Raw genomic sequence first — 12,439 nt, forward strand, 5'->3', positions numbered from 1 at the left:
ACCTGGAAAAATAGCAGGCTATCGATTTGATTAGCCTTGTCTATCGTCGCCGGCGCTGCGGCTGCACGCCAGAGAACACGCGCCTTACGATAAATGACTGCTGGCGTGCGCCACGGTTCGATGAATTTTCTTTCATTTATCGCCGGCATCAAGCTTGAGCAAAGGCTCTTGAAAACGCAGCAACCGTCCAGCGTTACCCAATACCAACAAGGTACTCAGGTTATGCAGCAATGCCGCGATCATCGCACCGGCGGCACCGAGCCAACCGAAGGCAGCGAACATTACGATCGCCAGCGTCCAGCCCAGACCGATGATCACATTGACCTGCAAAGTACGCCGGCATTGTCGACTCAAACGCACGCACGTACCTAGCCTGCGCAAATCGCTGCCGATCAGGACGATATCCGCCGAGGCCAGAGCGATGTCCGCTCCTCCGGCGCCCATCGCCACACCGACCACACCGGCCTTGAGTGCGAGGGAGTCGTTGATGCCATCGCCCACCACCATCGGCCGAAAGCCCTTATCAATTTCCCTGAGCACTCGATTCAGCTTGTCCTCAGGCAGCGCTTGCGCCTGGACTTCTTGCAGCCCGACTTCATTCGCGAGGTTTCGGGCAACACTGTGACGATCGCCCGTGAGCAGTAATTGTCGTCCCAGGCCCAATTCGCGTAATTCACCCAGGGCAAATCGAGCTTCCGCTTTGACGGTGTCGGCCAGCAACAGCCAGGCGAGGAATTTACCGTTCAAAGCCAGACCGGCGATCGGGCCGTCGTGATCAGGCACAGCCGTCGTGGTGATGCCCAATTGCGCGAACAGCTCAGGGCGACCAAGTGCCGCTTCGCCCTCCTCCGTCAGCGCAACAACGCCCAGGCCTTGTCGTTCGTGGATATTTTCCAGCGGCCAATAGGCTGGCTGATCAATCAGCCCCGCCAATGCGCGACTTACCGGATGACTACTCGCCGCACCAAGACTGGCGGCCAGTGCCTGCACCTGGACGGCATCCGCGTTCAGGCTGTCGATCGACTGCAAACGCAAGGTGCCGTAAGTCAGGGTGCCGGTCTTGTCGACCACCAGCGACGTCAGATCGGCGAGCTCTTCGAGGAAGGCCGAACTGCGAATCAGAATGCCGTGGCGCGCCGCCACCGCCACACCGGCAATTGCCGTCGCCGGTGCCGAGAGCACCAAAGCGCACGGACATGCCGCAACCAACACGGCGAGCATCGCCTGCGCATCGTTGGTGACGAACCAGGTCACCGCCGCCAGGAGCAATACCAGCACCATGTAACTGCCGGCATAGCGTTCGAGCAATCGTGTGATCGGCGGCTTCGAGCGCTCGGCGTTTTGCATCAGGGCGATGACTTTGCCCAAGGTCGATTCATCGCCAGTGCGGGTAACTTCGACGCGCAGCAGGCCATCCAGGTTGATCGCGCCACCAAACACAGGCATGCCGACGCCGGCTTCTACCGGCACGGACTCACCGGTAATTGACGCGGTGTCGAGGCTCGCCTGGCCTGACAACACCCGACCGTCCGCTGGCACGCGATCGCCGGCCCGCACCTCAACAATATCGCCGGCGCTGAGCGTGGCGTTATCCACCTCAATGATCGAATCGTCGGCTTGCAGCTTGCGCGCGTGGCTGCGGGTCAACTGGCCGAGCGCATGGATCGCTTCCTGGGAACCGATGACGCTACGCTCTTCCAGCACGTGGCCGAAAATCATGATGATCGGCAACAAAGCGGCGGTGAGCAGATCGCCGGTCGCCCAAGCACCGAGCATCGCCAGGGCAATCAATTGATCGGTAATGCCGTGCAGGCTCGGGTAGCGCAGGCTGTACCACGCCGAGCGCATCACCGGAACCGCCACCAGTAACGAGGCAAAACCGAGCAGTAACTGACTGACGCCCATTTGCTCCGGGAGCAGCCAGCGCCACAGCAAACCCAGACCCAACAGCCCAAGCGCGAGCATTGCCAAGGTCAATTGACGCGCGGCGCGCCTTTGTTCGACAGACGACAGCAGACTCGGTGCAGTGGTCGCAGTCATTGGCTGGCTCCCTGGATGATCAGACGGGCATCGTCTTGCGGATTGACGGTGGTCACGTCACTGGCCTGACCGAGAATTTTTGGCATGCGTTCGCGGTACAAACGCAGGAGCATTTGCGGATCGGCGGACTTGGCCAGACTCACAACGGTTGCGGTATCGGCCGAGGCTCTGGCCAATCGCTCTCCGGCCTGTGCATGCGCCACTTGCAGCGTGCGGTCAGCCTGTTCGTTGGCAGCCTGGGTGAGTTTTTCGGCCTCGGTACGAGCATTGGCCACGGCTTTGTCGGCCTGCTGACTGGCGGTCAGAACCGCATTGAATGCGCTGACGGCAGACTCCGGCAGACTCGATTGCACATCGACCCGCGAGACTTCAATACCGATGCCCTGCCCGCTGGCCTTCAACGCGGCGAGACGCTCGTTGATGCCTCGCACCAGATCGCCGCGCAACCGTTCACGACGCTCGGCGGCTTGATTGTCAGCGCCAATCAATTCCGGGCGGGCAACCAGAATGGTGTCCAGATCCCGCGCCGCTGTCAGTGTCACGGCGCTGCGCGTCACCACCCGATCCAGTGCAGGCAATACATGTTCGCCCTGCAACACGAACTCGTAGGGATCAGAGACTTTGTAAAACACTCGCACGTCCAGTTGCACCACGCCGGCATCGCCGGTCAGTAAATAACCAGATCCGGCAAGGGCATCGCTCAGCGGCGTGGCAAAGGACGCAACACGATCAGCCTTCAGCGCCTCGTCGCTGCGAAGCAGATTTTCCACCCGACGTTCGATCACTCGATCTGCCGCGGGCAACACCTCCACCTGCTCAAAGGGTTGCGGCCATGCCCACAACAGCCCTGCGTTCTGGATGCGATCCAGTGCGCCGAAATGCAGTACGACAGCGCGATTTTGCGGGTCGATCTGCCGCACATTGGAGAACGCCCATGCCAACGCGGCCAACACCGTGACCGCATACAGAGCAATAAACGCCAGACGTCCGGCCTCAATCCACGGACTGTTCAACGTATGTGTTCCACGTGGAACTTCGTCAGTCATGGCTGCGATCCGGATTTGGCGTCGAGCATCGGCGGGCCGTCAACCAGTACGCGAAACGGCGCTGCATCGGTGCGCAAAATCAGTCTGGTTTCCGGCGTGACGATAGTGCCGAGGGTGTCCAGCGAGCGCAGCAGGTTGTAGAGCTGCGGCGAGCTGGCGTAGGCACGACCATAAACCTGTGCGGCTTCGACACGGGATTGCGCTTCGATATCGGCGGCTTTCACCGTTGCATCGGCCTGCACGATTCGCGCATCACGCTCGGCGGCGGAACGGATTTGCGCCGCTTCGCGTTTACCGATAGCCGTTCGCTCGGTGGCGATGGTTTCACGCTCAGCGCGCATGCGATCAACGGTGGCACTGAGCGTTACGGACGGCAGCGTCAGCCGCTCGATACCAACCTGCACCACTCGCACACCGTACGTGGCGAGCAGTTGTTGATCGATCTGCTGGCGCAACTGCGCTTCGAAGTCAGCGATGCGCACCTGGCTGGCATCAGTGTTGACCAGATTGGCCAGATCGAAACTGCTGGCCGTGGTTTCCAGTGCCGAGCCAACAAAGGTGCGAATCTGTCGAGCGGCTTCGTCTGGCTGGTTCTGCACGGCGCGCATGAAACGCTGCACATTTTCAGAATCGCCCTGCACCTGCCATGCCACATACGCCTGAACAATGATGCGCAAACCATCGCGGGTGCCAACGTCCTGCAAACCGCTGGAGGTTGTACGCAGACGCAGATCCACCGGAATCGACGCTTCGAACGGCGCGGGCCAGCGCCAGCTCAAACCGGGATCAAGCAGCACTCGTGACGGATTGCCGAAACGGGTGATGACCGTGGCCTCACCGGAGCGCACCTGCACCAGACTCGCGGCGGCAATGGCAAATGCCACCAGCAACGCAGCCCAGCCCATGCGCCGCCACGGAAACGGCCCGGCTTCTTGTGGATCACCGTGATGGTGATGATGACCATGATGATGGTGATGCCCGCCATGGCCGTGATCGTGGCCGCTGTGGTCGTGGGCGTCGTGAACAGGCGACTGGCTCAATGGGTGGCTCCTGGTTGAGCGGTGGTACGGGAAGGCGTCGGGTCAGCCGGCAGCGTGAAAGTGCGCAGGTCGATGGTTGGCGCTTGATGGCTACCACCCAGTCGGTGATCGAGGAGCAGCAGCCTGGCTTTGCTCAAGCCTTGGCTGAGCTGGCTGAGGTATTGCTCCAGTACAAAGGCTTGGCCGGCGCTGGCGAAGGCTTTTTGCTCGGCGGTGAATTTCAGATCTGCAGTTTGCGCGGCAGCCTTGATCTCCCGCGCGTTGGCGGTCGCCTGATCGCGCGCCGTGCTCGCCTGCAACTGCGCCTGATTGCTGGCTTGCGCCGCTGCGCCTCGTTCGCGGGCGATCAATGCCTGCGCGCCGATCTGCGCTGCTTGCACATTGTGATAGGCATTGGCGGCGCCAGCCGGCGGATGAATCGCCTCAACGACCGTAGCGAGAATTTCCACGCCGCTGTCGAGCTTGTTCAAATCGCTTTGCACGGCGTGCCCAATTTCATCGGCCAATCCTGCCCTGTCATCGCCGAGTAAACCGTCGAGGGTTCGCGAGGCGAAATCGTGAACCAGAATGCGACTGGCGGTGCTGCGAATCAGCGTGGGTACATCGGCGTTGTTGTAAGTCGCGGCGAGCGCCGCTTGGTCGCTCAGGCCAATGCGGTAAACAAAACGCACGTCCATGTTGACGATTTGCAGACTTTGTTGCGCGCCACGGCTACTGGCGATGACCTGGGACTTGTCATTGACGTGACTGGCGTCCCACAAGCGGTTGGCCGTCAGCGGGGCTGGACCTTCAGCAGAGTCGCTCGGCACCGCCACGGATTTATCACCGACGCTGGTGGCCAGTTCGTGCACAACACCGTTTTCAACGCTCAGCACACGCCCGAGCGGCCAAGGCAAACCGGTGTGCAAACCCGGACCGAAGACCTGCACCGGTTTGCCGAAGCGCTCGTAGATGCCACGTCCTTGCAGCGCAACTTCATGCACCCCCGTCAGCAGCCAACCGCTGACCATCACCAGCGCCAGCACCGGCAACAGTGCCCGGCGCATATAACTGAAGGCCCAGATCTGGCGCAGATCGATGCCAAAGCGGTTGTGCAATTCATGCTGTAAAACAAACCACGGCTGCGGCGGCCAGCGCAGCATGTCGGCAACAAAACTGCGCGCCAGCAAAGTCGGTTCGAGTTGTTCGCGACGGGGGCTGAAGGCTGACAGGATCGCGCGCAACAGCAGTTCGATGGCCACCAACAGCGGCAGGATTGCGCTCAGCACTGCAACGCGAACCGGCCATAATCGGTTTTCGCTGGCGAACAATAGACACAGCGCACCGATCACCAACGTCATGATTGCGACCCGCGTCAGTTGTGCGAGTGCAGGCGCTTCCGGCCATTGCGTCGCTGGCTCGCGCGCCAGGTGCCGCTCCATCACCAACAAAGCGAACGCCAGCGACAAGGCCAGTGCGGCGCCGATGCTCGCGGACTGACCCATCGCCGTCGCAGGCAACGCAAGATTCCACGCCCGCTCGATACTGAACAGCACCAACAACGCCCAGCCACCCAGCCATAAAGCGGGGGTGCCGATTTGCCCGAGAAGATGGCGGCTGCGCTGGCTCAAACCTTCCAGAAGGCGCTCGTACCAGCCATCGGCTGCGGTGCCCTCCTCCGCGGCTGTCGGTTGCGACGCTGTCGGATTCATCGCCCGTGCACGCCACCGGGTCACCGACCACGCTGCTTGCAACCCGGCGAGCAGCACCAGCAACGCTGCGCTGACGTTAAGCAACAACGGCACCCACAACGATTGTGGCGCAAACAGCCCAACGAAAAAGGCCAGCACCCAGCCCAGCCCGGCCAATCCGCCGAGGCCATAAGCCAAGCGGCGCAACTTGCGCTCCTGTGCGGCCGCCTGTTGAAAGCGCGGCAGCCCGGTCACTGATGTGGCGTCCATTTCAAGATCGACTTGCATATCACTCCGATAACGTTGGCACAGCACTCATATCGTTACGATATAACGGGAAGCGTGAAATATTTGTACACAATTGCGCTTATTCAAAGATGACCCACCTGTCGCTTGGCTGAAGCCTTGACCGAAATGTCCGGCAAAGCTCATATTACGAACATAATTTTTATCACAGCTAACCTTGGCTATCCCCCTCGAGCAATCTGGAGCAAGCACATGAGCAACTATGACGTAGTGATTCTGGGCGGTGGCCCCGGCGGGTATAACGCAGCCATCCGTGCCGGCCAGCTGGGCTTGAAGGCGGCTTGCGTCGAGGGGCGCTCGACTCTCGGCGGCACTTGCCTGAACGTCGGCTGCATGCCGTCCAAAGCCTTGTTGCACGCTTCTGAGCTGTACGCCGCTGCAGTGGGTACGGAGTTCGCCAACCTCGGCATCGAGGTCCAACCGACGCTGAACCTCGCACAGATGATGAAACAGAAAGACGAAAGCGTCGCCGGCCTGACCAAGGGCATCGAGTTTCTGTTTCGCAAGAACAAGGTCGACTGGATCAAGGGCTGGGGTCATATCGACGGCCCGGGCAAAGTCACGGTAACCGACGATCAGGGCAACAAGACCGAGCTCAGCGCCAAGGACATCATCATCGCCACCGGCTCCGAGCCCACGCCCCTGCCCGGCGTCGAGATCGACAATGACCGCATCCTCGATTCCACCGGTGCGCTGTCGCTGAGCGAAGTGCCCAAGCATCTGGTGGTGATTGGCGCGGGCGTGATTGGCCTGGAACTGGGTTCGGTATGGCGGCGACTCGGCGCTCAGGTCACCGTGGTCGAATACCTGGATCGCATCTGCCCCGGCGTCGATGGTGAGGCCGGCAAAACCTTGCAGCGCTCGCTGAGCAAACAAGGCATCGCCTTCAAATTGAGCTCGAAGGTCACCAGCGCCACAAGCTCCGCCACTGGCGTGCAATTGAGTGTCGAGCCCGCCGCCGGCGGCACAGCCGAACGGCTTGAAGCCGATTATGTGCTGGTGGCCATCGGGCGCCGGCCGTACACCCGAGGCCTGGGCCTGGAAAACGTCGGCCTGAGCACCGACAAACGCGGCATGCTCGCCAACAAAGGGCATCGCACCGAAGCCGCCGGGGTCTGGGTGATCGGCGACGTAACGTCCGGGCCAATGCTCGCGCACAAGGCTGAGGATGAGGCCATGGCCTGCGTCGAGCAGATCCACGGCAAGGCTGGCGAGGTCAATTACGCGCTGATCCCCAACGTCATCTACACCCAGCCGGAACTGGCCAGCGTCGGCCTGACCGAAGAACAGCTCAAGGCCGAGGGCCGGGCCTATAAGGTCGGCAAGTTTCCCTTCACCGCCAACAGTCGAGCGAAGATCAATCATGAGACCGAAGGCTTTGCCAAAGTCCTCGCCGACGAGCGCACGGACGAAGTGCTTGGCGTGCACCTGGTCGGGCCGAGCGTGAGCGAGATGATCGGCGAGTTTTGTGTGGCGATGGAGTTCAGTGCGTCGGCCGAGGACATTGCCCTGACCTGCCATCCGCACCCGACCCGGTCGGAAGCGTTGCGTCAGGCAGCGATGAATGTGGAGGGGATGGCGACGCAGATGTAGTCAGCGAAATACGGACGTTTGGTTAACCGCCATCGCGAGCAGGCTCACTCCTACAAGGAGCATCGCATTAACTTGCAGGAGTGAGCCTGCTCGCGATAGGCGCGACTCGGTTTCAAAACGGAAGATGCCCTAACGGCAACACGCCCGGGGCTTTCACCGTATGAATGGCAAAGTTGCTGCGAATATCGCTCACCCCCGGCAACTTGAGCAGATGCCCACTGACAAAGCGGTCATATGCACGCAAGTCAGGCACCACCACCTGCAACAGGAAATCCGATTCCCCGGAAACCAGAAACGCTGAGATCACCTCCGGCAGTGCAGTGACGGCCGCATAAAAAGCCTCGGCGCGTTCTTCGTTATGCCGCTCTACCTTGACCCCGACAAACACGGTCAGCCCCAGCCCGACTTCATCGCGATCGAGATTGGCCTGGTAGCCGCGAATCACCCCCGCCTCTTCCAGCATGCGCACCCGACGTAAACACGGCGAGGCCGACAGGCCGATTTCCTCTGCCAGCTCGACATTGCTCAGGCGCCCGTTGCGTTGCAGCGCGGCGAGAATCTTGCGGTCATAGGCGTCGAGTTTCATCGTTGGCAGATCCCAATGGTTCTTGCGTAGAAAACCAGCAGGTTATGCCAAACACACGTGGTTTTGAAGCTAACTACGCAAGCACCTGCCCCGCCCTCTCGCTCTAGACTGCGCAGGCGAATCGACCACGAAAAGGGTATGGCATGGCAAATCTCTGGCTGTTTTTTCTCACACTGGCGGTGGTTCTGTTGCTCCCGGGACCGGACATGATCCTGCTCTTGCAAACCGGTGCCCGCCAGGGTCGTGGCGTGGCATTTGTCACCGCATTGGGCCTGGCGGTCGCGCGCGCCTGCCACGTTGCACTCGCGGCATTGGGCATGGCTGCGCTGTTCAAGGCGGCGCCATGGACCTTTGACGTGGTGCGCATGGCCGGGGCGGCGTATCTGTCGTGGATCGGCATTCAATGCCTGCGCAGTTCGCTGGTGCCGAACCTGAGCGGACAAGAGCTGGCTCACCACGAGGGTCAGTGGCGAGAGGCAATCCGTCGCGGCCTCCTGACCAACCTGCTCAATCCCAAAGCCTTGCTGTTCTGTTCGGTGCTGCTGCCACAATTCATCGTCAGTCATGGCGCGCCGGTACTGACTCAGTTCGCCGTACTTGGGCTGGTGCTGGTCGGTGTCGGTCTGCTGTTCGACAGCGCGTTTGCCTTGACCGGCGCGGCCCTGGGCCGTTGGCTGCAACACAGTCCAACGGCCCAGCGCATTCAGCAATGGCTGTTCGGCGGCCTGCTGATTGGTTTTGCCGTACGTCTGAGCTTCGTGCAGCAGGCTTAACCTTTACGGATCTTGCGCTGGCGACGGGTGATCAGCAGCAACGCGGCAGCGGCGAGCAGCACGAACGCGCCGATCTGCACCGGCCACTTGTACGGTCGCAGGGTCGCGCGCACGGCATCGGTGACCTGCGTGACGTAGCGCTTGTCGGCATTTTCGAAGTCCGGATAAGGGCACTGATTACCGAAGTCTTGCGCCCAAGGTACGTAAGGTCCTTCCTTGACGTAGCGCTGATACAACGCGCTCTGATCGGCAAGGCTGCTGTCCCAGCCGGCGGCGTTGCACAACACTGCGGCAAACGCCTGACTGGTGTGCGGCAGGTTATCGGCGGCGCGACTGGCCAGTGCCGTGGCGACGAAACGGTAGTGGTAACGCTGATCCGGTTGTGCGGCGCTGGCCTGCTGGCGCTGCGCTTCAGCGGCGGAAAGCAGCGGGCCGACGTTCAGCTCGGTGCTTTCCAGTGCGTAATTGCCGCCGAACGTGGCGTAGTCGGGCGCCATCTCGTAGCCAAGGATGTCCATGCCCCACTCGCGGGCCGTCCACGCCGCGTTGTACAGCGCACTGGCACGTTTGCTCGGCCACCACGCAGACTCCGCCTTGAGCCGTTGCTCGCCATAAAGTCGCGCTTTGTGCTTGAGATCGTCATTGGCGAAATAACTCACCGCTTCCTCGTAATGACCCTCACGCAGCAAACGCCGACCGAGCAGATTGCGCAGATTGGCGGCAACCGACAGGGGCACATAGTTATCGCGCTCCTGCTGAGTCAATGGCGGCGGCGCCGGCACATGCTCATCGACGTACTGCTTGAGCTCAGCGACCGTCAGCACCCGTTCGGCAACGGTGGCGGCATCGAACCAGTAGATATCCTTGCTGCGATACAACTGCACAAAGGCTTGCAGGTATTCGCCGCGCTGCAGCGCCAGGATCGCGCTTTCGCCATCGACCCGACATTTCGGCTGCACCGTTTCGTACGCCCAGTCCGGGGTGCGGCGATAGCCCCAGTCTTCGTTCTGCGGAAAGGCCTGCGCGGCTTTGGCGTAGGCTGCTGCGGCGGCAGTCGTGTCGCCATCACGCACCGCCAGTTTTGCCCGCAGCCACCAAGCGAGCCCACCGTCGCCAGCGTTTTCGAGAAAGGCCTTGGCAGACGCGTAATCGCCTTGTTGATAACTCATCGCCGCCAGTCGATCAGCATTATCGAGGGTGCCACGGGTGCTGTTCTGCAACAGCGTCACCAGTTTCTTCTCGTTCGGCGGCTGCTCACCGAACGACCAGCCCTGGCGACTCACCAGAGACGCGGTAACCAATTGCTGCACCGCCGGCTGCTGCAGCAGTTTCGCCAGCTCGGCCTCAGGCAACTCGGCCAGTTCGTTCATCAATTGCTTGAGCGAGGTGTAACCGACCGCTGAGCCGTGCAGGTTCTGTGCTTCGTACAATTCGATGGCGCCGCTCCAGTCGCCGGTACTGAGCAACACTCGAGCTTCCTCGCCGAGACTGGCGACGCCCAGTTCCAGCGGATCGCTGAAGCCGTCGATGCTCCACTGCCGCGTCTGACGGAACGCCGCACGGGCCTGCTCCAGTACATCGATGCGGTCATGCGCCTCGCTGCTGCGGGCGAAGGCGATGCGCCCGAGGGAATACGCCGCCCAGGTACTGCGCAACGGACGCTGTTCTGCCGGCAGCGCCAGCACCTTGTGGAAATACTCCGTGGCCAGGGGCTGATCGCCCGTGGCAAACGCCACCGCACCCGCCACGTACAAGCGGATTTCCGCCGGCAGACTGGCGCCCTGCTCTTCGGCCTGACGCGCATCGCTGAGCCCGCGCAAGCGTTTGACCAAAGCCTGCTGCGCGGCGCTCAGGCCAAGCTGCTCAGCCTGTTCGCGGGCAAGTTGAGCTGCATTGTCTTCGGCGTAGTCGTTGGGGTTGTGGGTCGCAGCGGTGACGTTTTTCAGCCCGACAATGGTTTTACCGAGGCGACTGAGTTCGAAGCTGAAGCTGCCCTCGGGCAGATCGGCCAGCGTCTGCGCGCGATTGTCGAGCAGGCGCATCGGGAAGTCCGGGCCGCAAGCCAGCGCCGATCCCAGCGGCAGGCTGAGGCTCAGGCACAGCAGGTGGCGGGGCCAGTTACGGGTCAACATGCGAACCTCCTTGATCAATATTTGCACAACGCGCCCAACCGATAGCGCGCTGCCCGCCCGCCGGCAAGCGGCCGTCACGCAGGCGGGTGAAGGTAAGCAGATTGGCACTTTGTTGCAACGAGTAACCGGCGAGCGCATCGGCGCCAGTACAGTCCTGCGCCTTCAGCGTGATTTGCGCGGGCCACGGGCTGTCGAGATTGCCGCGGTTTTCGAGCTGGATGTCATAGAGTCCCGCCTGCCCTTCGAACGACAGGCCCAAGTGACTGCTGAGCAAGTCGCCTCGAGCGACGGCGCGCAAAGTGGTCAGGCTCCAGGCGCGACGATCGTTGGCCAGGGGCAGACGAAACCAGATCAACCCGGCAAGATGCTCGGGCGGATCTTCGCGCAAGGTCTTGCCAAGTTGGCTGAGCTGCAGCGGATCGGCGAGCAGCTCGCGGCGCTGACCGCCGCGCTCAAGTTGCACCTCGCTTTCCACTACGGGCGCGCCGCCGTCAGTGTCCAACAGCGCAACGCCGTAGGCCGGCAGCGCCAGATAGAACGGCTTGTCGCTGACGCGGGCCCAGGCCTTGGCCCACTTCAACGCCTGCTTGGGATCGAAAAGACCCAATCGCGGATCGCTCACGGCGTGGACTTGCAATACGCTGCTGTCGACGCTTTGCAACAGTGCCGGCAAATGCACGCTGTCGAGCCAGGCTGGCAGCGCGGTGATGCTCAAAGGCAACGATGGCGGCAAGGTCGCGCGCAGATCTCTGAGCAATTGGGCATATCCAGGCAGCCGTGCAGTACCGGCGTCGTGATCGATCTCGACGCCGCTCAGCGTCAGGCCTTGCGCCTGCCAATCGGCGATGACTTGCAGAATCTGCGCGGTGACCTGCTTCTGCTCCAGCGACTGCAACTGGCCATCGAGGCGAATCACGGCGATCAGAGGGCGGCCATCAGCCTTCAACAATGCCGGATTGACTTGCGCCCGGCTCCAACGCTCGCCAGGAAAGGCCTGCAATGCCAGCACGCGCAGCGTCGAGAAATCATCGCGACTGTCACGCAATGCCGGTTCATGGGCCGACGTCCATTGGCGCTGCCAGACGTAGAGTTGTTGATCGAGAGCTGGCGCCTCGTCTTGCTCGCAACCGGCCAGCAAGACGCCGATGAGCAGACCCACAATAAACCGCATACCTTGAACATCCTTGAAACCACGAGGCAGCAAGGTTACACAAAACCCAGTGGAAGCGAGCCTGCCCGCGAAAGGGATCAAA

The 12,439-nt window shown here is 61.6% G+C and carries 9 protein-coding genes; 2 read left to right on the plus strand and 7 right to left on the minus strand.

Going from position 1 to position 12,439, the window contains the following annotated elements; genetic code table 11:
• Positions 1-132 precede the first annotated feature (132 nt).
• Genes VNV36_RS05885 through hflK (VNV36_RS05900) form a run of 4 tightly spaced genes read right to left on the minus strand, consistent with a single transcriptional unit; the run spans position 133 to position 6,084 of the window.
• Entirely contained in the window at positions 133-2,040 is a 1,908-nt protein-coding gene (locus VNV36_RS05885; RefSeq protein ID WP_325716938.1) for a heavy metal translocating P-type ATPase, read from the minus strand.
• Positions 2,037-3,086 carry a protease modulator HflK gene (gene hflK / locus VNV36_RS05890; protein ID WP_325716939.1) on the minus strand — a complete coding sequence of 350 codons (1,050 nt, stop codon included), beginning with the start codon at positions 3,084-3,086 and terminating at the stop codon, positions 2,037-2,039. Before hflK (VNV36_RS05890) ends, VNV36_RS05885 begins: the two co-directional genes overlap by 4 nt.
• Positions 3,083-4,126 carry a protease modulator HflC gene (gene hflC, locus VNV36_RS05895; RefSeq protein ID WP_325716940.1) on the minus strand — a complete coding sequence of 348 codons (1,044 nt, stop codon included), beginning with the start codon at positions 4,124-4,126 and terminating at the stop codon, positions 3,083-3,085. The genes hflK (VNV36_RS05890) and hflC overlap by 4 nt, the downstream gene beginning before the upstream one ends.
• A complete protein-coding gene (hflK, locus tag VNV36_RS05900) occupies positions 4,123-6,084 on the minus strand; it encodes a protease modulator HflK (protein ID WP_325716941.1) in 1,962 nt (653 codons plus the stop codon). Before hflK (VNV36_RS05900) ends, hflC begins: the two co-directional genes overlap by 4 nt.
• A 210-nt stretch (positions 6,085-6,294) precedes the next feature.
• On the opposite strand from hflK (VNV36_RS05900), the gene lpdA reads away from it, so the two are divergent.
• Positions 6,295-7,695 carry a dihydrolipoyl dehydrogenase gene (gene lpdA / locus VNV36_RS05905; protein WP_325716942.1) on the plus strand — a complete coding sequence of 467 codons (1,401 nt, stop codon included), beginning with the start codon at positions 6,295-6,297 and terminating at the stop codon, positions 7,693-7,695.
• A gap of 112 nt (positions 7,696-7,807) precedes the next feature.
• Here the strand turns inward: lpdA and VNV36_RS05910 are convergent, their stop codons facing one another.
• A complete protein-coding gene (locus VNV36_RS05910; protein WP_325716943.1) occupies positions 7,808-8,281 on the minus strand; it encodes an Lrp/AsnC family transcriptional regulator in 474 nt (157 codons plus the stop codon).
• A 143-nt stretch (positions 8,282-8,424) separates the two neighbouring features.
• On the opposite strand from VNV36_RS05910, the gene VNV36_RS05915 reads away from it, so the two are divergent.
• Entirely contained in the window at positions 8,425-9,054 is a 630-nt protein-coding gene (locus VNV36_RS05915) for a LysE family translocator (protein WP_325716944.1), read from the plus strand.
• On the opposite strand, the gene VNV36_RS05920 is transcribed toward VNV36_RS05915, so the two are convergent.
• Both VNV36_RS05920 and VNV36_RS05925 read right to left on the minus strand, forming a co-directional pair.
• Positions 9,051-11,186 (minus strand): hypothetical protein, encoded by a 2,136-nt coding sequence (locus VNV36_RS05920; protein ID WP_325716945.1) that lies wholly within the window; start codon positions 11,184-11,186, stop codon positions 9,051-9,053. The genes VNV36_RS05915 and VNV36_RS05920 overlap by 4 nt on opposite strands.
• The gene (locus VNV36_RS05925; protein WP_325716946.1) at positions 11,173-12,357 is read right to left on the minus strand and encodes a DUF3142 domain-containing protein; all 1,185 of its coding nucleotides are present in this window, start codon (positions 12,355-12,357) and stop codon (positions 11,173-11,175) included. Before VNV36_RS05925 ends, VNV36_RS05920 begins: the two co-directional genes overlap by 14 nt.
• Positions 12,358-12,439 lie beyond the last annotated feature (82 nt).

Source organism: Pseudomonas sp. (assembly GCF_035554175.1).
Lineage (GTDB): Bacteria > Pseudomonadota > Gammaproteobacteria > Pseudomonadales > Pseudomonadaceae > Aquipseudomonas.

Coding starts and splice junctions, on each gene's coding strand:
- VNV36_RS05885 (WP_325716938.1), bottom strand. CDS start 2,040: ATGACTGCGACCACTGCACCGAGTCTGCTGTCGTCTGTCGAACAAAGG.
- hflK (WP_325716939.1), bottom strand. CDS start 3,086: ATGACTGACGAAGTTCCACGTGGAACACATACGTTGAACAGTCCGTGG.
- hflK (WP_325716941.1), bottom strand. CDS start 6,084: ATGCAAGTCGATCTTGAAATGGACGCCACATCAGTGACCGGGCTGCCG.
- lpdA (WP_325716942.1), top strand. CDS start 6,295: ATGAGCAACTATGACGTAGTGATTCTGGGCGGTGGCCCCGGCGGGTAT.
- VNV36_RS05910 (WP_325716943.1), bottom strand. CDS start 8,281: ATGAAACTCGACGCCTATGACCGCAAGATTCTCGCCGCGCTGCAACGC.
- VNV36_RS05915 (WP_325716944.1), top strand. CDS start 8,425: ATGGCAAATCTCTGGCTGTTTTTTCTCACACTGGCGGTGGTTCTGTTG.
- VNV36_RS05920 (WP_325716945.1), bottom strand. CDS start 11,186: ATGTTGACCCGTAACTGGCCCCGCCACCTGCTGTGCCTGAGCCTCAGC.
- VNV36_RS05925 (WP_325716946.1), bottom strand. CDS start 12,357: ATGCGGTTTATTGTGGGTCTGCTCATCGGCGTCTTGCTGGCCGGTTGC.